The sequence below is a fragment of the Arthrobacter rhamnosi genome (genome assembly GCF_054510855.1).
In genome coordinates, this window is sequence record NZ_JBTNDT010000004.1 from 217338 (window position 1) to 237227 (window position 19890).

Below are 19890 nucleotides of genomic sequence, written 5' to 3' on the forward strand. Positions count from 1 at the left end.
CAGTTAATGGTCGTTATCAATATTGGCTTTCCCGGTCGGGGGCTTGGTTTTCAACCACCAACGCCGAAGGAAAGTGTCTGGTTATGTCTAGAAGAGACACTAAATACTTTCAGTTGCGAGTTACTGAGAAGACTGCTGATCCCATCGGGGCACTGAGTGTCAATGCCGCTTTGCCGCTACCCGTGCAGCACCGCCGGGCGTTGGTCTCGTGCAGCGGAATCAGCCCCATTAGGACGCGAGACGGAGCATGGGCCTATGAGAACGTGCCCGTTTCTGTTGCTTCAGCTATCGCTCGATCCGTACATCAACACCTGCAAGTGCGCTGAACACTTCCAACACTCATGCTCATTCCGTAGAAAGACAAATTCATGCCTATAGACATTGTTGAGACTTTCAACCATTTACGCGAGTCTTATTTCCGTTACTATGACACGCCGTTCGGACTCGCTGACGAGAATCTTGAGGCAGAACGACGTCGGATTCTCGATAAGGACAACGGTGTCTATCGTGAACCCTTCATCGAACTGCGGCCGGAATACAAAACGTCCACGCAGTCCTTTGAAAAATCCGTAGAAGGAACTGGTGCCTCAAAGGATTTGGTCGAGTTCGCACGAACGGGCCTTATTCCCTCTGGCCGGGATCTGTACACCCACCAAGAGGCGGCCCTGGGATCCGTTGTGAGGGACAGACGCAACGTCGTGGTGACCGCAGGTACCGGTGCCGGTAAGACAGAAGCTTTCCTCCTACCGCTCCTGTCAAACCTCCTAACCGAATCAAGCTCGTGGAGTGGCCGCGGGTCGACGTTTGCGCCTTGGTGGAGGCGAGCCAATGGGCCGTTCGTGCCACAACGGGAAACCGAGACTGGACGCATCAAAGCTGTCCGCTCCATCATCCTGTACCCGATGAACGCCCTGGTTGATGATCAACTCATCCGGCTGCGAAAGGCTCTAGACAGCGAAGCCGCCCGGAGCTGGCTAGATGAAAACAGACGAGGCCACCGCTTCTACTTCGGCCGATACACGGGTGCGACGCCTGTAACCGGACGATTGGGGGACAAGGTCCCGATGGGGAATTTACGCTCCTACCTTGAAGACGTCGATCATCGCAGCGGCCAAATACAAGAGCTTGACGACGAGTCTAAGTACTTCATGCCCCGCCTTGGCGGAGCTGAGATGGTTTCCCGGTGGGACATGGCCCACGCTGCTCCGGACATCCTCATTACCAACTATTCGATGCTGAACGTCCTGCTCCTACGCGAACGCGACAGCCGGTACTTTGACTCGACCCGTCAGTGGCTGCGAGCCAGTCCTGACCATAGATTCACGTTCGTCGTCGATGAACTGCACTCCTACAGAGGTACCGCGGGCACAGAAGTCGCGCTGCTCATCCGCAACCTCAAGATGAGACTCGGACTAGTTGAAAACACGAACCAGTTCCAAGTCATTGCCGCCTCGGCGTCCTTGGAAGCCAACCGAGATGAAGCCTTCGTCGAGGAGTTCTTTGGTGTTCCCCGCGAATCCTTCGACTTCCACCCAGGCCAACTCATCCGCGCACAAGACCCGACACTCGACCTCTCGAACACTGGGTTTGCAAGCCAGGACAGTATTGCTACCCCGGAAGACTCCTTGTTGGGCGCCAGCGCCTTGAGCAACGTCTTCTTCCTGGCAGAGGACGGAAAGCCTAAATCGAAACCGGAGGCAAAATCTCTGAAGCAGATGGGACAGCACCTATTCCCGGCGCTGTCTGAAGGCTCACGGGTTGAAGCGGTGCAGAAGCTCTTAAGAGCTGCTGCAACACCTGCGGAGAGCCCAGGCAACATCAAATGGCCCTTACTAAGAACCCACCTCTTCTTCCGCAACGTACCGGGCATGTGGGCCTGCACCGATCCTGCCTGCCCGGAGGTACAGGAATCAGGTACCCTCACACGACCCGTAGGGCGCCTGTATTCCGAACCAGTGAGCCGGTGTCTGTGCGGTTCCAGAGTGTTGGAGTTTTTGTACTGCCAGAATTGCGGCGACGTTTTCCTAGGAGGGTACACACCCTCCGGTTCAACGCAGCTTCCGGGGAAGGTAACACTGCTGGCCGACTTGTCCGACATCGAGCACCTGCCTGACCAGGTGGGTCTTGAGCGGACAGCCAATAACTACCTGCTTTATTGGCCACATAAGGAGCGCCCTGATCTGGATGATCTGGAGTGGAAGGTAGACGGCAAAAAAGTCGAATACGCGTTCCGCAGGTCGGTCCTCAGACCCGAGACAGGCGAACTGCGGCCAACCGAAAGTGACGATCACACAGGCTGGACGTTCCATGTGGTTGCCCCAACTGGTAAACGCGGACCAAACACGGGGGTACCTAAAAGGGATCCGGAGCAGTTGTCCCCGTTCCCCACACGGTGCCCCAACTGCGCCGATGACTGGGAGATAACGCACACCGCTGACGGGGCAGTCTCAGCGGCAGATAAAAAGCGCCAGAGATCGCCCATCCGAGCAATGCGCACCGGTTTCGAGAAGATCAATCAGGTGCTCATCACTGAGCTGCTTCAAGACCTGGAGCCGGAAAACCGGAAGACGATCGTCTTCACCGACAGCCGGCAGGATGCGGCCAAACTATCGTCTGGAATCAGTCTTCGCCACTATCAGGATCTCCTGCGGTTACTTCTTCATGCCGAACTCGCCGCCTCCGACCGAATCACCGCAGATGTTGGTTTAGCTAGGGAACATGTTGTTGACCGGCGGCGCACTCCGGAGTCGGGGGATGCCATCAAACGTCTGCAGGCCAAGGATTTGCGCGCGTACACCGACCTGCGGGATGTCTGGGAAGGCGACAGTGACATGCCGGAAGGTGAAGCGATTCGCCGACTCGCTCAGTCACCGTCTCTTCCAGTGCTTACTGAACGTGTCAGTCAGCGACTCGTAGAAATGGGCATAAATCCCGGTGGTCCATCGGCTTCCCTCCAGCGAACCGACGAGAAGACCCCCTCATCCTGGTCCCTCATCTACCGTTGGGATCCTTCACCAGCACGCAAAAGCGATCTATCGACCGCCCAGACAAAGCTGGCTAATGCCATAGACGAAGCTCTGCAGAAGGAAATCATCGACGGGCTGTTTTCCGGAGTAGGCCGTGATTACGAATCTTTGGGCCTAGGTTGGGTAGGACTCGTCGGATCTGATAGTGCTGTCCAGAATATTCCATCGTCTTCGGCTGCCATCGCCCAATCAAGCCTTCGTATCCTCGCAGGAATGCGGCGATTCGTCGGCATGAGGTACGTTTCAGATACGCCCCCGAGGAAACTGAAAAGCTTTTGGCAAGCTGTCGCGCTGAAGTTCGATATGGACTTCGATGATGTCCAATCTGAGGTTCGGAAGGCATGGGGCGACGCTGTATTGAACTTCCTCATCGTCCCCGGCGGCGCGACCATGTACCAGCCCTCAACCAATGAATGGACATGTCAGAACTGCCGACGCCGACACTTGGTATACGGGTGTGGTCTGTGCACGTACTGCGGGAAAGACCTTCCAGAGGCAACTACTCACGGGACTGTCCTCGACTATTACGGCTATAAGGCCACATATGCTCAAGGACAGTTCCGCCTCACGTCAGCTGAACTTACTGGCCAGACCGACCGCCTTGCCGCCCAATCTCGGCAAGCCCGCTTCCAGAATGTCTTCCTTAATCAGACGGAAAACAAGAAGTCTGACGGGATCGAACTTCTCTCCGTCACCACAACAATGGAAGCCGGCGTTGATATCGGCGCCCTAGATTCCGTCATCCTGGCAAACATGCCACCTACGCGCTTCAACTACCAACAACGCGTAGGACGTGCCGGTCGCCGATTGACCCCCATGGCCGTCTCTCTCACCGTCTGCAGGGGCCGCAGCCACGATGAGTATTACTTCGGGCGGCCCGAACTCATCACCAACGAACCGACACCGAAGCCTTACTTGGCACTCAACCGCCCTGAAATCTACATCCGAGCATTGAGAAGCGAGACACTCCGGCGTGCATTCATCGGTTTGTCCGATGTCCTTTCCTTAGACGAGGAATTTCAGGGATTTGGTAATAACACACACGGTCAGTTCGGGTTGGTGTCTGACTGGGCAAGCGTTAAGCCACGGCTGAGCGAATGGCTTGATGAGAACCGGTCCGCAGTTGATGAGGCGGTCAGCGGTCTAGCGACATACACGAACCTAAGCCAGGATGACTTGCGCTCTGCGCGTGCGAGTATCGCGTCCTTGGTTGAGGATATATCCCGGGTTGCCTTCAGTGACGTCCCGGGCCATTCTGACCTTAGTCAGCGGCTGGCTGAAAGCGGTCTCCTACCGATGTTCGGGTTCCCTTCGAAAGTTCGGAACCTTTACCTCAGAAAACCGAGTTCCGCCTTCCCCTGGCCGCCAAACAACGTGATCGACCGCGATGCAGCGATGGCAGTCAACCAGTTTTCTCCCGGAAGTGAGCTGGTGCGCGACGGGAAAATTTATCCTGTTATCGGCGCCGCCGCCTTCTACCCGGCTGGTCGCACAGTCGCAGCTGAGGACAATGCCTTGGGAGACCAACGACTGATTGACGTGTGTAGGCAGTGCGCGTTCGTGGAAGAGAGACCAGCAGGCTCAGAATATGCAGGAGGCTCTTGCCCGCGGTGTGGAGCTGACCCCGGAATTTTCAGTACCATCGATCTCCGGGAACCCAAAGGATATCGAGCAGACAATCCCCGCGACTTTGACGGCAACTTTTCCTGGTCGCCCAAATCAACCTCCACCCGGGCCGTGGCCGACCTTCAAAAACTGTTACCCGTTTCCCTTCCCAGTTCAGTCGCATACTCCGGCCCCGGAAAAAGATACGTGATCAATGACAATTCCGGCAAATCGTTCCAATTCCAGCAAGTACTCCCCAACGATTACTGGGGAGGCTACATAGCCCTAGCTGCTGACGGGTCGAGTAACGTCGGTACCGACAAGTCCAAGCCTTCCATCGCCGCCGCGCTGGGTACAATCCAACCGACGGACTTTCTGTTCTACGGCCCCAAGTCAGCAGTGATTGAGTCTCAAGGGCTGCGGTTGGATCTGAGCAGCGGGAAGGCCCAACGCAACGGCGCATATGACTCGATTCAAGGCCGCCGAGCCGCGTGGTACTCGTTGAGCTTCCTCATGAGGACAGTTGGTGCGAAAAAACTCGATATACAGGCCCAAGAGTTCAATGCGGGAATTCACACCGGGCTGAAGGATGGAAGGACAACCACATTCGCTTTCCTTGCTGATACGTTAGAAAATGGCGCTGGCTTCAGCAGTCACCTGGGGAAACCCGACATCCTTCCCGAATACCTCGTAGACATTGATACTTACCTAGATGAACTGGCCGGTGAGCACTCTATCGAGTGCTCCTCTTCCTGTTACCGCTGCCTGCGTGATTATTCGAATATGGCGTACCATGCCCTACTTGATTGGCGCCTAGCCAAAGACCTGAAGACGGTGCTCGATGGTCGAGAGTTGACGATTGAGTTGGACCAGCACCGGCACGCGATCAACAATTGGGCGAAGGTCTACAACGCTCCCATCCTCGAAAACAAGTTCGCTGCATGTGCGTTATGGGAAAGTCCTGCTGAGGGGCGCATTGCGGTAATCCTACGGCACCCCCTAGAATCAGGAGAAGCCAATCTAATGTCCAATAGACTCACCGAGGCTACAGCCCAACTGAATGCAGACCACGTGGGTCTCGATGGCACGGTTTATGTAGATACGTTTATGCTCGACCGCAACCCGAGCCATGTCATCAACCTGATCCGAAGCCTGAGAACCAATGGCTGAACCTGAATCAGTGCTGACCGGCGTGTGGTTCAGCAGAATGCGAACATGGTTGTCACCGCTACGGAAGTCGTAACTCGGATTGAAGGTGCAGTCGACGCGCAGGGACTCTTCCGTGACTGGTCGAGGTCCTCAAAAGAGGAACAGCGGTTGGCGCTGCTGATCCTCGGGGACCTCGACCCCTTCGTACCATCCTCAGCTGGCAAACACTACCCCTTCCCTCCGCCGAATGTCCGAAGAGACCATGAGCCGACCGCTAGGTGCCGGAACTAAGCATGGCTCTAAGTTCGTTCGGCGTTAGCCAGGGGTTGCCACGGTGAATCATGCGATGACGGTTGGCGCAGAGAAGTGCAAGGTCCTGCAATCGCGTGGTTGTTGGGCCGGAAGCATGCAACGGCAGTATGTGGTGAACATCGATGTAGTCATGACCCCGATGCCCGCATCTGCGATCTCCATGACCGGTTAGCCGGCGGCCATTGGGCCGTTGAGCCGCCAGGTGCGCGGTGACTTCTAGCGGATGACCAGCCGGTTCCTCAGGTCAACCATGTGCTCGGACATCACTAGGTTGAAGACGCGCAGCTGTCCGTCGTTCGAGGTTTCGCCGCGGTTCTCCACCACCGACCAAAGTCGAGCCCGATCGCCTCCCTCGCGCACAAAGATGACGTAGATGGCGGCCGGCGTGATGGGGAAGACGCGCCGGTTCGCGGATTGCTGTCGCGTGTAGTCCAGAATCTCGTCGTCTGTGGAGTCCGCATGGATGCCCTTGAGGCCAACGTCCTCGTGCTCGCGCACGTAGGCGTGGCGGATGACTTGGGCTTCACCAGAATCGATCCCGACGCTTCGCAGGATCGAGTCGAGCGTCAGTGTCATCCGTGGATCACCCGTCCCTGTACTCAGGGACGGGGGCAGGTGATGCGGGCATCGACTTCGGCATTGGTTACTTGATTCTTAGCCAGCAGACGGGTACTGCCAGACCCAACCACTCCCGCCACCGTCAGGGGAGTAAGACAGTTCCCCGGTTGGAGTGGTGACGTCGAGGATGACCTGACCGTTCAGCTTCTCTCCTTTGCCAATGTAGTCCGGGAGCAGTAGTGCTTCGTTGGCCAGGCAGGTCCTGTTGATGTTGGAGTCGACGGTATTCATTCGCGTTCCGTTGTCCGCGTAACCCTTCCAGTAGGAGGGCCCGAAGCTAATCTGACCAGGAACTCCGTTAACGGCGATCGGTCCTTCGAAGTCCGCGGTGGTCTCGATCTCGAGGGTGACCGCCATGGGAATGCCGTTGGCTTCTCCTGGGTATGGGCTGTCACAAACTGCCGGAGCTATGGAGGTGACCTTGAAGTTGATGGTGTTGGGTCCACCCTCGACCGCTTTCCATCCGCCGTTCTCACCGATTGCTTTGATGATGTCCCCGCGCTCGTTCCTGTTCGGCGTTGGGGCGGCAGAAGAGCTTTCCGCGGGCTCCGCGCTGGGGGACGCTGGTGCAACAGACACAGTAGGTGCCGGTGTCGCATCTTCAGAGGATGCCGCGGTCTCTGCCGAGCTGCATGCCGTGAACAGTAGCGCTGCAACGGTAAGGGTGGGGAAAAGCGCGTTCTTCACAGTCGTCCTAAAGGGAATGGGTGCGGGGCATCCTGCCGCTGATTAGGGCGCGGTCGGAGGCAAGTGTTTCACAACAGATGAGGAGGTGTCGCTGTTCCCCTGAGAAAGCAACAGGCGGCCCGTCACCTGTTGTTATTCTGAGGATATCGGTAAGGGCGCCGATTGTTGGGCTTACCCTCCGAGGTACTCGCCAGTGACGGGGTCGACAGTGCCGGCTTCGATGCCTTCGCATTGGGACCTGCCTCCATCAGTGGTGGGCTCGTAGCGAAGGCAGAAAGCTTCGTAGTACGGCATGCCGTTGTTGACAGCTGCAAGGGCTTCCTCGTAGGTGAACTTCTCGGTCGTACCCATGTCAGAAGTAGCGTCCTCTGTTGGGGCCAATTTGCTGGGGGGAATTGTGGGTTGGGCAGGCGGGGTCGTTGTGCTGGTGGTTGGGGCCGGGGAGGCCTTGACCGACGGCATCGTCCCGCCTGGTGCCATGGCTACTTCTTCGCTCAGCCCATCGGGCTGGATGGTGATACCGGTGATCCGCTCAGGCAGTTTGGTTGTAGTGGAAGCAAGCCAACCGGTGGAGACCTCGAGCTTCGAAGCGTTTGTGCCGTTCAGGTACTTGTTGTGAAGGTCGACGGACTTTCTACTGAGGTCGTCCCCGACGCGTTCGTCGAGGACTGTGCCGTCGGCCAGGGTGTAGCCGTACTGACCTTCGACGCCGCCGAGGGCATCGGTGTAGTTCGGTCCCCAATCAGCTATGTGGAACACGGAGAGGTCCTGGAACTCGTAGGCGGTTCCGCTCTCGTCGTAGACGGTGATCAGGTAGACGTCCACATCTGTTGTGCCCTGCCTGTTGTCGATGCCGACTTTCGCATAACTGACCGGGTCAATCTTCAGATCCGTCCGTAACTGTTCAACTTCGGGTGGTCCCGCCGCGGGGAGTTCAACGGTAATCACTGCTCCATAGGAAGTCGTCGCCGTGAATGTTTGATCGAGTTGATAGGTCGCGGGGGTGTTTTCTGCTGCGGCAGACGTCGAGGATGTTGCCCCCGTGGTCGGTGCTTCATTCTCTACCGAGCCCGAGGAACACCCCATGAGCCACAGGAAGGTGACTAGGGCAAGCGTGGTGAGAGTGGTGATGCGGTGCATGAGAACTTCCTCGTCAGGACGGGCTGGAATATTCAGGCTACGTCGACGGATAAGTCGTTCAGTTCAGCCGGATTGATGGGTCGTAACCTCTCTTAAGATGGCACTATGACGGATCGGCTGACGAGAGAGCAGCGGAGCGCGAACATGGCAAAGATCCGCGCAACAAACACTAAGCCGGAGATGCAGGTTCGCCGCATGATTCATCGGGCGGGTTACCGGTATCTGCTTCATGATAAGCGCCTACCGGGCAAACCGGACCTTGTCTTTCCGGGACGGCGGAAGGTGATCTTCGTTCATGGTTGTTTCTGGCACGAGCACTCCTGTCGCATCGGGCAGCGCTCGCCTAAGACCAATGCCGCTTTCTGGTCGGCAAAGCGACTCCGGAACGTTAAGCGGGACAGAGAGCAGCTTCGTGACCTAGAGGTACTCGGCTGGTCAGTTCACGTTATATGGGAGTGCGAGCTCAAGTATCCGGATGAAGTGCTGAAGGAGGTTACGGTCTTCCTGTCCTGAAAGACTGGCGGATGCTGGCGTGAAGATGAAGAGGTATACGTTGGGTGATGACGTCTCCGCCGAAGGCATGTTTTTCCCGGCCCGCTATCCTAAAACCCCGAGCGCAGCGTCGCGCCCGGTCGCAGGAGACAGGTGCCGTACATGCAGCAGCTTCCCACGCCCAGTAACACCCAGAACCAGCAGAACCACACGCAGCCCTCCCAGCTCGACCGCATCACCGAACTGGCCCGCGATCTCGCCGGACAGTTCGAGCTGGTCCCGCTCCTCGAACGCGTCCTCGGGCACGCCGCCGCCCTCCTCGGGTGCGAGAGCGGCTCCATCTCGATCGTCCACGAGGCTGAGGGATACTACCGTAAGGAAGTGGACCAGGGCGTCGGCTGCCGCGAGGGCCAGACCTTCCCGCTGACCGAGGGCCTCACTGGGCAAATCGTGAAGACCCGTGGCACTGTCATCCTCGATCGCTACGCGTCCGTACCGATGGGCCACATCGACCCGGCGGACCCTCGGTGGGGGAGCGCCGTCATCGGCGTCCCCATCACCTGGGCCGGCACCATCATCGGCACGTTCGCCATCTTCAGCGACGGTCCGGGTCGTATCTTCAGCCCCGGCGACGCCTCCCTTGTGGAACTCTTCGCCAACCACGCCGCCATCGCCATCATGAACTCCCGGCTTCACCAGGCCGCTGCGGCAAAGGAACGGGAAGCGGCTGTCGCGAGCGAGCGTGAACGCGCAGTACAGGAGGTCCACGAGACCATTGGCCGGTCACTCGGCTCGCTCCTGCTGCACCTCGACCGCGCGGACAAGGCCACCCCTAGCGGATCGCCCTCCACCCAGCACATCGACTCCGCCCGGGTGCTTGCCCACGAGGCGCTCTTCGAGACTCGCCGCACTGTGCTGGGACTCGGACCCTCCAGCCTGGCCGACCGCTCGCTCGAGGAAGCGGTCCGCCAGGAACTCGACCGGGTGAGCGCAAACCATCCGATGGACGTGACGCTCCTCGTGACCGGCAATCCTCACGAACTGGCGCCCGTCGTCGCGCATCAGCTCTTCATGATCATCCAGGAAGCCGTGGCCAACGCGCTAGCGCATGCCTGCGCGACCGCGTGCCGGGTCGGCATTTTCTACGACACCACCGGCATCACGGCCGTCATCGAGGACAACGGCCGCGGGTTCGAGGGCCAGGAGACCACGGAACTGAAGGGGAGTCGGCTAGGTTTGCACGGCATGGCAGCCCGGGCCCACTACCTGCGCGGCGAGCTCCACATGGAGTCCACGCTGGGCTGGGGGACGAGCGTCCGGGCGCAGGTGCCGTACTCCTCGAACGGCGACGCCTCCCGCGAACGCTGGAAGGTCCTAGTCGCCTGCACCCAACCCCTTCTCCGGGCCGGGCTCGTCCGGTTGCTCGAGACGTCCGAGCCGTCGGTGCAGGTACTCGGCGAGTTCGGGACGCTCGAGGACCTCACCGAATCGGTGTCCCTCCTGCAGCCGGACATGATCGTCCTCGACGAGCACCTGCTGTCCCGGTATGCCGAAGCCCGGGTGACAGAAACGGACACCGTCGAGCGGCCGGTGGTCGCCGTCGTCGACCATTTCGCGGATGAACTGCTGGCGTCCGCCGCATCAGCGGGCGTGCGAGGCTTTCTCTCGTTGTCCTCGACGCCCGCGGAGGTGGCGCGCGTCGTCGTCGCCGCCGCCCGCGGGGATGCCCTGCTGGACGGGGCGATGTTTACGCGACTCACCGAGAATCGTGCGGCGGACACAGGCGAGGTGGTATCACTGACGGCCCGCGAACTCGAGGTGCGGGACCTACTGGCCGAGGGGCTGGCGGACAAGCAGATCGCCACACGGCTCGCCATCTCGGTGAAGACGGTCGAGAAGCACGTGAGCGCCATGCTGCGGAAGACCGGGGCACGTAACCGCACCATGCTGGTGGGCCTGCAGCACCAGGGTCATGCGATCGCGAACTCCAGGTAGGCGGCCACGCCCGGCGGAGGCCTACGTGCTGAGGCGCCACCAGCACGCTCACCAGGTGTGCGGCTCAGCGGATAGTTACGACGACCCAGCGGCGGTGGCGTCGAAGATGAACCGGGCTGTCTCCTGCGGCTGGTCCCAGTGCGGGAAGTGCCCGCAGTCCTCGAAGACGTGCAGGGTGGCGTCCGGATAGAGGGACATGGCGACGGCGGCCTCACTGAGCGGGGTGACCCTGTCCGACCGGCCCCAGCCGAACGCCAGCGTTCCCTTGATCGTCCCCTTCGGCGCGCCGGCCTGGCGCGGCCCATGCGCGAGCGACTTACGCGCTTCGTCGAGACTGGGCGAGGCGGCGAATCCGCGGAGCTCCGTCAGGACGAGGTCCGGGTCGAGCTTCCAGGGGGCTGCGGAGAACTGGGCGAGCAGCGCCGTCCGGCCCGCAGCGTGCTGGACGAGTGACGGCAGGACGGGCTGGAGGCGCCGTACCAGGGCGATGGACGCGGTGATGCTGCCGTTGAAGATGCGCACCTGGGTGTCGTTCCAGAATCCTCCGGGATCGAGGGCGACGACGTTGCCGGCGTGACCCCGCCGCGCCAGCTCGACCACGATCCGCGCACCCATCGAGCTTCCGACGATATCCGCGTCGCGCAGGTTCTCCTGCTCGAGGAACTGCTCGACGGCGTCCGTGAGGGTTGCGATGGTCACCTCACCCGCGAGCGGCTCGCTGCCGCCGAATCCGGGGAGGTCGATGGCGATGACTTCGCGCTGTTCCTGCAGGAGGGGGAGGACGAGGTCCCAGGTGCGGACGCTCGAGCCGAGCCCATGTACGAGGACGAGTGGCTTTCCGGTGCCGGTTCGTTCAGCGTTCAACATGTGGGGGCCTTCCGTAGCCAGCGCGAGGCCTCAGTCTATGCGGGCACAGAGCGCTGCAGCCCATCCCGCAGGACGAGGGGAATCTTCTGTGAGAATGGGCGCATGAGCCAGACAGAGATCCGCCACCACCAGGAGTCCGTCACGATCCAAGTATCGGCGGAGAGCATTTACGACCTGGTCTCGGACATCACCCGCACCGGCGAGTGGAGCCCGGTGTGTACGCGGTGCTGGTGGGAGGACGACGCCGCTGCAGGCCAGGTCGGTGCCTGGTTCGCGGGGCGCAATGAGCTTCCGCACCGCACGTGGGAGACCCGGTCGCAGGTCGTGGCCGCGGAGCGCGGCCGCGAGTTCGCCTGGGTGGTCGGCGGCGATCGAGTCCGCTGGGGCTACACGCTGACGCCGGCCGGCACCGGGACCACCCTGACCGAATCCTGGGATTTTCTGCCGGGCGGCATCGCCATGTTCGAGGAGAAGTTCGGGGATGATGCTCCCGCGCAAATCATCGATCGGATCCAGCAGGCGCTCGACGGCATCCCGAAGACGCTTGCCGCCATCAAGCGGATCGCCGAGTCCAGCACGTTCCGTGAGGATGAGCGGGTCTAGCGCGCTGACCTTGGTGCGGCAGCCTCAGTAGGCGGCCGCGCCCGCCGTCGCCACTTCCTGGTCCTGCTCGATGGTTCCGGTGGAGACGCCGATGGCACCCATGATGCTGCCGTCGCGCACCAGCGGGATGCCGCCGGGGAACACCGCGAGCCGGCCGCCGTGGGCGTCGCTCAATCCGTAGATGGGGCCGTCCTGCCGGGTGACACCCTGCAGGTCGCCGGTCTCGCATTGGAACGCGATGGACGTGTAGGCCTTGTTGATCGAGATGGTGATGCTGCCGATGTTCGCACCGTCCATCCGCACGTGCGCCTTCAGGTTGCCGCCGGCGTCCACGACGGCGATGTCCATCGGCTGACCGATCTCCGTGGCCTTCGCCGCGGCGGCGTCGATGACACGGCGGGCTTCCTCGGCGGTGATGGTCTCGAGCACTGATCCCTGGGGCATGGGGTGTCCTTCGTCGTTGAAGTGGAGAAGAAGCGGCGGCCGAAGCGGCCGCGCTCCACTCAACCACCGAAGCCCGCGCCTGACGAGGTGGTGATTACCCCCAGGGGGAGGGCGGGAGAACCCCCATATTCAGCGCGGCAATGCGCACCTAGCGTGGGGGTAAGCCTGACCAGGAGGAATCACCATGGCCGTTGTACCGCTGAAGGACATCGTCGACCCGGCATTCGAGGCACGCTACGGTGTGCCCGCCATCAACATCTTCAATGACCTGACCATGGAGGGCGTCCTTGCCGGTGCCGTGGAGGCCAACTCGCCGGTGATCCTGCAGACCTCGGTCAAGACCGTGCGGAGCATCGGGTCCCGCGTGCTCTTCGACATGTGGCAGTCGATGACGCGGGGGATCGAGGTGCCCGTCACCCTGCACCTGGACCACTGCCCGGACCGCGATGTCGTCACCGAATGCCTCAAGGCCGGCTGGAACTCGGTGCTCTTCGACGCGTCCAACCTCCCGGTCGAGGAGAACCAGCGGCAGACCATCGAGGTGGTCGCGGAGGCCCGCAGCTACGGCGCCCAGGTGGAGGGCGAGATCGAGGCCATCACCGGCGTCGAGGACGATCACGGCTCCGACGAGGTCTCCAAGCAGCAGAGCCTCGAGGTGGCGCTCGCGTTCATCGACGCCACCGGGATCGACGTCTTCGCCCCCTCGATCGGCAACGCCCACGGCAGCTACAAGGCGGCACCCGTGCTCGACGTCGAACGCGTCACGCAGATCGTCGAAGCGCGCAACGTGCCCATCGCCCTCCACGGAGGGAGCGGCCTCAGCGCCGAGCAGTTCGCCGACCTCATCGCCCGCGGCTGCGCGAAGGTCAACATCTCCACGGCGCTCAAGGAGACGTACATGCAGTCCAGCCTGGCGTTCCTCAAGCAGGCCGAACAGAACAGCAAGTGGGATCCGCCATCGCTGTTCAAGCACACGCGGGCCGACGTCGTCGCGATGGTCACAGACCTCTGCGCCCAGTTCGGCAGCGCGGGCAAGGGCGGCCTCTGACCATGCCGGCCCTGATCTTCGACTGCGACGGCGTGCTCGCCGACACCGAACAGTACGGCCACCTCCCCGCCTTCAACCAGACGTTCACAGACTTCGGTGTCCCAGTGCAGTGGAGCGTCGAGGAGTACGCCGAGAAGGTGAGGATCGGCGGCGGCAAGGAGCGCATGCGCAGCATCCTCACACCGGCGCTAGCGCTAAAGCTGGGCCTGAATGACGGCGCCGCCATCGATGCGGCGATCCTCTCCTGGCACAAGCGGAAGACCGAGGTCTACAAGGGACTCGTCGAGAGCGGCGTCATGCCGGCGCGGCCGGGCATCGCGCGCATTGTGCAGGAAGCGCACGACGCCGGGTGGACGCTCGCCGTCGCCTCCACCTCTGCGGAGCCCGCGGTCCGCGCCGTCCTGACGCACGCCGTCGGGGATGATCTGGCCGCGCACTTCTCCGTCTTCGCCGGTGACGTGGTGCCCGCCAAGAAACCGGCGCCGGACATCTACCTGCTGGCACTGTCCGAGCTTGGGGTGTCGGCAGATGACGCGATCGTCGTCGAGGACAGCGGCAACGGGCTCCGGGCCGCGGTCGGGGCCGGACTGCGCACTGTGGTGACCGTCAGTGGCTTCACCCGCGAGGAGGACTTCAAGGGGGCGTCCCTCGTGGTCAGCTCCCTCGGGGATCCCGACGGAGAGCAGGCGGAGGTCCTCGCCGACCCGTACGGCGCTGGCCCGTCCGGCATCGTCACCCTCGCAACCCTGCAGAAACTGCTGTCCACACCCGCCCCCAATTCCGCGACCACCGAAACGGAGAACCCATGAGCGCCACCGACCTCGCCGACGTCGAGTACGTCGTCCACTCCCTGGCGCAGACCGCCGTCGATAAGGAGAAGGAGTTCGGTGACCTCGACGCCGTGGTGGGCGACGGCGACCTCGGCTACTCCCTCGCCCGTGGCTTCGAGAAGGTCCTGGCGGACTGGGACTCGTTCAAGCGGGACGACGTCGCCACCTTCCTGCAGCAGATCGCGCTCGCCATCTCCAGCAGGATCGGCGGGACGTCCGGGCCGCTGTGGGGGACGGCGTTCCTGCGGGCCTCTGCGGCAGCGAAGACGACGGACACGATCGACGGCACTGCCGTCGTCGCCATGCTGCGTGGAGCCACCGACGGCATCAAAGCCCGCGGCAATGCGGACCTCGGTGACAAGACCCTTCTCGATGCCCTGATCCCGGCGACCGACGAGTTGGAGCGGCAGCTGGCGGCGGGCGCATCGCCCGAGGAGTGCCGTGCAGCCTTCGCGGCGAAGGTCCGCGAGTGCGCGGATGCGACGTCGACCCTCGAGGCTCGACGCGGCCGCGCCAGCTACAGCGGGGAACGCAGCATCGGTTCCCCGGACGCCGGGGCGGTGGCGGTCGCGATCATCGCGGAACGCATTGTCGCCGACTGGCCCTGAACGTACTTCTAGCCCAACTCATCCCTACTCACAACGACGTGGAGCCCTCATGAAGAAGTTCGTCAACGATCCGCAGCAGTTCGTCCCGGAGATGCTCGAGGGCCTGGCGCTCGCGAACCCGGACACGCTGAAGTACGTGCCCGAGTACAACCTGATCATGCGCGCCGACGGCCCGGACCAGAACAAGGTGTCGATCGTGCAGGGCTCCGGGTCGGGGCACGAGCCGGCGCACGTGATGATCGTGGGCAAGGGCATGCTCGACGCCGCGTGCCCGGGCGACGTCTTCGCCGCACCGCCGTTCGACTACGTGTACGAGACGACCAAGCTCATGGCCTCGCCGAAAGGCGTGCTTCTGCTGGTGAACAACTACACGGGCGACAAGATGGTGTTCGAGATGGCGCAGGAGATGTCCTCGGCCGAGGGCATCGAGGTGAAGACGCTGTTCATCAATGACGACGTCTCCGTGGAGGACTCGACCTACACGATCGGCCGCCGCGGCGTGGCGGGCAACTTCTTCGTCATCAAGGCCGTGGCCGCTGCCGCGGAGCGCGGGGCGGACCTCGACGAGGTCATCCGGATCGGCGAGAAGGTCAACTCGGTGACCCGGACCATGGGTGTCGCCCTCACGGCGTGCACTCCGCCGTCGAAGGGCAGTCCGTTGTTCGAGCTCGGCGAGGACGAGGTCGAGATGGGCGTCGGCATCCACGGCGAGCCAGGACGCCGTCGTGCCAAGATGATGCCGGCCAACGAGATCGTCGAGGAACTCCTCGGTCCGGTGGTCAAGGATCTGCCGTTCGGCGACGGCGACCGGGTCGCCCTCATGGTCAACGGCCTCGGTGGCACCCCGATCAGCGAGCTGTACCTGCTGTACGGGCAGGCGCACAAGCGCCTTGCGGAGCAGGGCATCAGCGTGGGCCGCAGCTATGTGGGGGAGTACTGCACGTCCCTGGACATGGCCGGCGCGTCCATCACCCTGGTGAAGCTCGACGACGAGATCGAGTCGCTGCTGACGGCCCCGGCGGAGATTCCTATTCGGACGTTCTAGGTTCACGGCGAATGACGGCGGGCCGCTCACCTCTCGGTGGGCGGCCCGCCGTTCTTCAGCAGGCATCCAAGGTGTCCTTGACCATCACGATCGATGAAAAGATGTAGCCTGACGGCGAGCTCTCAGATCTGACGTTTGGAGCGAACATCGAATCATCTCTATGGGGGCACTCCTTGGATCCACTCGGCGGCATGAGCGTCGACGCACTGCACATCCTCAGCTGGATCGCCTCCGCCGTCGTCGCGCTGCTGGCGGGCGTCCTGCTTCGGCGCAGCTTCCACTGGATCGCGCTCGGTGCCGTTCTGCTCTTCGCCGCACTCAACGCGGCTGCTGGGATCTACGTGCTGAACCACTTCAGTGAGCCGCGGTGGTCCCCAGAAGGAAGCGCACCCCTGAGTGCTCCGTCGCTCTCCGAGACGCCGATGGTAGGGGAGTTCCTGGTGCCACTGGACTCCGCACTGGAAGGAGTAGTCGGCGGGGTGAACGACTTCCGGGCGTTCCAGCAGGCCCTCCCCATAGCGCTGGACTTCCTTGCTGCGTCCGGCTGGGCCTTGCTGGTGTCATTCCCCCTGGTCATCCTCGCCGCGTGTGTCAGCTTCGCCAACGCTCGACGCCGGAAGGCTGAATTCAGGAAGTATCGTGCCTCTGTCGATTCGCTCAAGGACGAGCTCGAGCAGGTCAAGCGTCAAATCGCGGCTGGGTACCCCACCCATTCAGCACGTCCCGTGGACGCAGAGGCTTACCGTCTGACGAGCCCGGAGGCCTAAGCCTGATTGTGTTTTCAGGCCGACCCGGTTGCCGGTGGCGTCGGCCTGCTACTGCCCCTCCCGCGAATCAGGACAACCACCGTCGGGACCACTCCGTGAGCGGGCCGCGGCGTGGAGCAGCGTGATCACTTCGTCGTCGTCGGTGGGTGAGAAGTCGTTGTAGTAGCAGCCCACTGCCTCGAACCTCCGTGGTGAAACCAGGCTCACGATCTCGTCTGCATCCGAGAACGAGGCCACAGTCGATGCCGGCGCGACTGGTACCGCCAGGATCACCCGAGCCGCGCCGAGTTGCTTGGCCACCTGGCACGCCACCCGCGCAGTGGAGCCCGTGGCCATGCCGTCGTCCACGACGACGACGATTCGCCCGCGGACATCTGTCCTGGTTCTTCCCTGCCGGTACCGGGTCCGGCGCTCCTCGAGGAGTTGGCGTTCTTTCGTCTCGAGCGTTTGCAGGTCCTCTTCCGTGACATGAGCCTGCGAGAGGATGTGCGCATCGAGGACCCGGGTGCCGCCCTCCCCAATGGCGCCCATGGCAAGCTCTGGCCGGAACGGAACCCCCAGCTTCCGCACCACGATCACATCCAGTGGTGCACCAAGGGCTTTCGCCACCTCGAAGGCAACCGGAACACCACCACGGGGCAGACCGAGCACCACCACGTCCTGACCTCGTAGCCCTGCAAGCCTTTGCCCCAACCGCCGTCCGGCGTCGGTCCTGTCCACGAAGGTTCTGGACTCTTTCCTCGGCACGCAGTCCTCCTGGGGTGGTTGGTGCTTTTATCCGGCGTCTGCACCCTTCACAGTGGTTCACAGCGTGTCGGGAATGACACGTCCTGGGAAGAGCGTGGCGTACTGCTTCCGATAGAGCCTGCGCCCTACGAGGCGGTAGGCGAGACGGACCGGCGGCGGGATCTCCTTGAAGAACTCCTCGCGCTCGCCGGGCGGATTTGTGGCCAGCACCATCCCCAGGTATCCGACCAGGAACTTCTTGTCGAACGTCTCCACCCCGTGCTTCCCGATCTCCTTCCCCTCCTTCTCGGTCATCACTCTGTCCACAGCGGGCATCACCTCGGTGACCTCACGGCGCAGGTGCACCTGGAGGACGGTCGATAGCTCCTCGTACCGATCAGCGAGGTCCGCTCGCACGCTTGCGTCGGCTGTCTCCATCCAGCTCAGGCGAACGGGCTCGATGCTCTCGAGCCGTTGGGTGACCTGCCTGTGCTGCTCGAGCATCAGCTCTATGTGCAACGCGCACCCCGGTGCTCTTTCCGCAAGCCGCGGGTACATGAGAAGGTCTTCGCCTTCATGATGTACATGGAGCACCTTGTCGAAATTCCCTAGTACCTCGCCGACGTAGGCGGCACGGTCGGTATCGCCTGGCTCGACGGATCTCACCAGACCGGGAGCCTCGTCGTACGCCCACAGGAAGAAACGGTGGATACGCCGCATGCTCGCCGATCCGGTACAGAGAATGGGCCCTGGCGGCACTGGCGCTGCAGTCTCGCCCGGTCTCATGGTGAAGAAGTCGGTCATGGGACTACCCCTCATGGAATTGGTCGAGACCAAGCTCCTCCCCGGGAGGATCATAGGCTTCGATCCCACTCTCAACAATGGTTCGGACAACGCGCCACGCCGGGGCGCGCACGAACTCGAAGGCGTCGGCAAGCAACGGAGAGAAGTCGGCACCCGCTATGACAGGCTCGCCCTTACTCACCGCGAAGCAACCGTCCCCCAACGCCATTCCCCTCCGGCTTTAAGCAGGAGGGAATATGTACTAGCCGGTTGCTGGGCCGAGGAAGGTTACCTCGATTCCGAGCGAGCTAAACATGCCAGTCAGCATAGCCTCGGTATTTTCCGCCGCTTGGTTCCGAAGCTCTGATTCCTCAGCAGCGGCCGCTATCTTCGCCTCTGCCTCTTGGTAGTACTGCGACTGCTCGGGCAGATCGATTGCGTCGGCTATTCGATCCAATGCGCCGCGGTCCTGGTGAACTTGGTATGTCAGCTTCTGGTCGAGGTTGGGCTTGTCAAGCTGCGACTCTGGCAGCCGCACCCTCGCCGACTTGCCATCAGGGGACAGGATCAAGTCCTGCTCTGTGATGCCCGACAGATCTACATAGGCGTGGACGGTGCCTACCGCAATAAACGTCGTCTCCCGGCCCGCGATGATGTCGGGCACCCACGGGACGTCGTCCTCAACCTGAAGTACCTGTTGGAAAGTGCCCACCGAGGCGTGGTACTGGCTGATGTCCTTGACTGATGTCAGCAGAGCTGGCTGGCTCCAGTTCGTCTGGTTCCCCTGAAATAGACTGAATCCGTTTAGATTGGCTATACCAAGCCCAGCCAGTGCCACAACGAGGCCAACCATCATGAACGCGATGTTCTTAAAAAGCTTTGCGATCATCGGCGCCCTTTCGGCGTTCAAGTGGCCCTAAAGCCAATTATTGGTTTGCGCGTCCGGCGCTCGAGTGGCATGGACGTATTTCGCCTCATTGTAGCGCGCATTTGAGGATTTCTCGGCGAACGAACGCTGAGCCTCTGTGAGGAGTAGAGGGCGCATGCCCCAATTGTTTCTTCATAATGTCAGCTGACATTATCCGACAACCCGCCTGCGGACACCCTGGCTTCGCAAAGGTTCGCATCGAGAATGCGCTAGGAGC

The 19890-nt window shown here is 61.8% G+C and carries 18 protein-coding genes; 9 read left to right on the plus strand and 9 right to left on the minus strand.

The window, feature by feature from the left end; translation table 11 throughout:
- Positions 1-368 precede the first annotated feature (368 nt).
- Positions 369-5801 carry a DEAD/DEAH box helicase gene (locus ACX80I_RS09885; RefSeq protein ID WP_459344942.1) on the plus strand — a complete coding sequence of 1811 codons (5433 nt, stop codon included), beginning with the start codon at positions 369-371 and terminating at the stop codon, positions 5799-5801.
- Between the two features lie 253 nt (positions 5802-6054).
- Here ACX80I_RS09885 and ACX80I_RS09890 read toward each other — a convergent pair whose 3' ends face one another.
- The 4 genes from ACX80I_RS09890 to ACX80I_RS09905 all read right to left on the minus strand — a co-directional run bounded on the left by ACX80I_RS09890 (position 6055) and on the right by ACX80I_RS09905 (position 8537).
- Positions 6055-6294 carry an HNH endonuclease gene (locus tag ACX80I_RS09890; RefSeq protein WP_459345157.1) on the minus strand — a complete coding sequence of 80 codons (240 nt, stop codon included), beginning with the start codon at positions 6292-6294 and terminating at the stop codon, positions 6055-6057.
- 14 nt (positions 6295-6308) lie between these two features.
- On the minus strand, positions 6309-6668 hold the full coding sequence (locus ACX80I_RS09895; RefSeq protein ID WP_459344943.1) for a hypothetical protein: 360 nt from the start codon (positions 6666-6668) through the stop codon (positions 6309-6311).
- 78 nt (positions 6669-6746) lie between these two features.
- Positions 6747-7397 carry a hypothetical protein gene (locus ACX80I_RS09900; protein WP_459344944.1) on the minus strand — a complete coding sequence of 217 codons (651 nt, stop codon included), beginning with the start codon at positions 7395-7397 and terminating at the stop codon, positions 6747-6749.
- A 171-nt stretch (positions 7398-7568) separates the two neighbouring features.
- Entirely contained in the window at positions 7569-8537 is a 969-nt protein-coding gene (locus tag ACX80I_RS09905) for a hypothetical protein (RefSeq protein WP_459344945.1), read from the minus strand.
- 105 nt (positions 8538-8642) lie between these two features.
- Here ACX80I_RS09905 and ACX80I_RS09910 point away from each other — a divergent pair, with 105 nt between their 5' ends.
- Both ACX80I_RS09910 and ACX80I_RS09915 read left to right on the plus strand, forming a co-directional pair.
- A complete protein-coding gene (locus ACX80I_RS09910) occupies positions 8643-9050 on the plus strand; it encodes a very short patch repair endonuclease (RefSeq protein WP_459344946.1) in 408 nt (135 codons plus the stop codon).
- A gap of 141 nt (positions 9051-9191) precedes the next feature.
- The gene (locus ACX80I_RS09915; RefSeq protein WP_459344947.1) at positions 9192-11024 is read left to right on the plus strand and encodes a hybrid sensor histidine kinase/response regulator transcription factor; all 1833 of its coding nucleotides are present in this window, start codon (positions 9192-9194) and stop codon (positions 11022-11024) included.
- Positions 11025-11099: 75 nt separating this feature from the next.
- Here the strand turns inward: ACX80I_RS09915 and ACX80I_RS09920 are convergent, their stop codons facing one another.
- Positions 11100-11891: an alpha/beta fold hydrolase gene (locus ACX80I_RS09920; RefSeq protein WP_459344948.1), complete on the minus strand. Its 792-nt coding sequence runs from the start codon at positions 11889-11891 to the stop codon at positions 11100-11102.
- A 102-nt stretch (positions 11892-11993) separates the two neighbouring features.
- Between ACX80I_RS09920 and ACX80I_RS09925 the strand changes: the two genes are divergently transcribed.
- Positions 11994-12494, plus strand: coding sequence for an SRPBCC family protein (locus ACX80I_RS09925; protein ID WP_459344949.1), 501 nt, complete (start codon positions 11994-11996; stop codon positions 12492-12494).
- 24 nt (positions 12495-12518) lie between these two features.
- On the opposite strand, the gene ACX80I_RS09930 is transcribed toward ACX80I_RS09925, so the two are convergent.
- On the minus strand, positions 12519-12938 hold the full coding sequence (locus ACX80I_RS09930; RefSeq protein ID WP_459344950.1) for a GlcG/HbpS family heme-binding protein: 420 nt from the start codon (positions 12936-12938) through the stop codon (positions 12519-12521).
- Between the two features lie 184 nt (positions 12939-13122).
- On the opposite strand from ACX80I_RS09930, the gene ACX80I_RS09935 reads away from it, so the two are divergent.
- The 5 genes from ACX80I_RS09935 (at position 13123) to ACX80I_RS09955 (ending at position 17236) form a co-directional block, all read left to right on the plus strand.
- Positions 13123-13986 (plus strand): class II fructose-bisphosphate aldolase, encoded by an 864-nt coding sequence (locus ACX80I_RS09935; RefSeq protein ID WP_459313632.1) that lies wholly within the window; start codon positions 13123-13125, stop codon positions 13984-13986.
- Between the two features lie 2 nt (positions 13987-13988).
- The gene (locus tag ACX80I_RS09940) at positions 13989-14795 is read left to right on the plus strand and encodes an HAD-IA family hydrolase (RefSeq protein ID WP_459344951.1); all 807 of its coding nucleotides are present in this window, start codon (positions 13989-13991) and stop codon (positions 14793-14795) included.
- The gene (dhaL, locus tag ACX80I_RS09945) at positions 14792-15424 is read left to right on the plus strand and encodes a dihydroxyacetone kinase subunit DhaL (protein ID WP_459313630.1); all 633 of its coding nucleotides are present in this window, start codon (positions 14792-14794) and stop codon (positions 15422-15424) included. The genes ACX80I_RS09940 and dhaL overlap by 4 nt, the downstream gene beginning before the upstream one ends.
- A 49-nt stretch (positions 15425-15473) precedes the next feature.
- Positions 15474-16469 carry a dihydroxyacetone kinase subunit DhaK gene (gene dhaK, locus ACX80I_RS09950; RefSeq protein ID WP_459344952.1) on the plus strand — a complete coding sequence of 332 codons (996 nt, stop codon included), beginning with the start codon at positions 15474-15476 and terminating at the stop codon, positions 16467-16469.
- A 191-nt stretch (positions 16470-16660) separates the two neighbouring features.
- Positions 16661-17236 carry a hypothetical protein gene (locus ACX80I_RS09955; protein WP_459344953.1) on the plus strand — a complete coding sequence of 192 codons (576 nt, stop codon included), beginning with the start codon at positions 16661-16663 and terminating at the stop codon, positions 17234-17236.
- A 48-nt stretch (positions 17237-17284) separates the two neighbouring features.
- Here ACX80I_RS09955 and ACX80I_RS09960 read toward each other — a convergent pair whose 3' ends face one another.
- The 3 genes from ACX80I_RS09960 to ACX80I_RS09970 all read right to left on the minus strand — a co-directional run bounded on the left by ACX80I_RS09960 (position 17285) and on the right by ACX80I_RS09970 (position 19634).
- Positions 17285-17983 (minus strand): phosphoribosyltransferase, encoded by a 699-nt coding sequence (locus ACX80I_RS09960; protein ID WP_459344954.1) that lies wholly within the window; start codon positions 17981-17983, stop codon positions 17285-17287.
- 57 nt (positions 17984-18040) lie between these two features.
- Positions 18041-18766: a hemerythrin domain-containing protein gene (locus ACX80I_RS09965; RefSeq protein WP_459344955.1), complete on the minus strand. Its 726-nt coding sequence runs from the start codon at positions 18764-18766 to the stop codon at positions 18041-18043.
- A gap of 241 nt (positions 18767-19007) precedes the next feature.
- Positions 19008-19634: a DUF4230 domain-containing protein gene (locus ACX80I_RS09970; protein WP_459344956.1), complete on the minus strand. Its 627-nt coding sequence runs from the start codon at positions 19632-19634 to the stop codon at positions 19008-19010.
- Between the last annotated feature and the right edge of the window lie 256 nt (positions 19635-19890).

Excerpts from the sequence above, each read along its gene's own strand:
- ACX80I_RS09935 (WP_459313632.1), top strand. The coding sequence starts at position 13,123 with ATGGCCGTTGTACCGCTGAAGGACATCGTCGACCCGGCATTCGAGGCA.
- ACX80I_RS09930 (WP_459344950.1), bottom strand. The coding sequence starts at position 12,938 with ATGCCCCAGGGATCAGTGCTCGAGACCATCACCGCCGAGGAAGCCCGC.
- ACX80I_RS09920 (WP_459344948.1), bottom strand. The coding sequence starts at position 11,891 with ATGTTGAACGCTGAACGAACCGGCACCGGAAAGCCACTCGTCCTCGTA.
- ACX80I_RS09955 (WP_459344953.1), top strand. The coding sequence starts at position 16,661 with ATGAGCGTCGACGCACTGCACATCCTCAGCTGGATCGCCTCCGCCGTC.
- dhaK (WP_459344952.1), top strand. The coding sequence starts at position 15,474 with ATGAAGAAGTTCGTCAACGATCCGCAGCAGTTCGTCCCGGAGATGCTC.
- ACX80I_RS09910 (WP_459344946.1), top strand. The coding sequence starts at position 8,643 with ATGACGGATCGGCTGACGAGAGAGCAGCGGAGCGCGAACATGGCAAAG.
- ACX80I_RS09925 (WP_459344949.1), top strand. The coding sequence starts at position 11,994 with ATGAGCCAGACAGAGATCCGCCACCACCAGGAGTCCGTCACGATCCAA.
- ACX80I_RS09915 (WP_459344947.1), top strand. The coding sequence starts at position 9,192 with ATGCAGCAGCTTCCCACGCCCAGTAACACCCAGAACCAGCAGAACCAC.
- ACX80I_RS09905 (WP_459344945.1), bottom strand. The coding sequence starts at position 8,537 with ATGCACCGCATCACCACTCTCACCACGCTTGCCCTAGTCACCTTCCTG.
- ACX80I_RS09965 (WP_459344955.1), bottom strand. The coding sequence starts at position 18,766 with ATGACCGACTTCTTCACCATGAGACCGGGCGAGACTGCAGCGCCAGTG.
- ACX80I_RS09940 (WP_459344951.1), top strand. The coding sequence starts at position 13,989 with ATGCCGGCCCTGATCTTCGACTGCGACGGCGTGCTCGCCGACACCGAA.
- ACX80I_RS09885 (WP_459344942.1), top strand. The coding sequence starts at position 369 with ATGCCTATAGACATTGTTGAGACTTTCAACCATTTACGCGAGTCTTAT.
- dhaL (WP_459313630.1), top strand. The coding sequence starts at position 14,792 with ATGAGCGCCACCGACCTCGCCGACGTCGAGTACGTCGTCCACTCCCTG.
- ACX80I_RS09895 (WP_459344943.1), bottom strand. The coding sequence starts at position 6,668 with ATGACACTGACGCTCGACTCGATCCTGCGAAGCGTCGGGATCGATTCT.
- ACX80I_RS09970 (WP_459344956.1), bottom strand. The coding sequence starts at position 19,634 with ATGATCGCAAAGCTTTTTAAGAACATCGCGTTCATGATGGTTGGCCTC.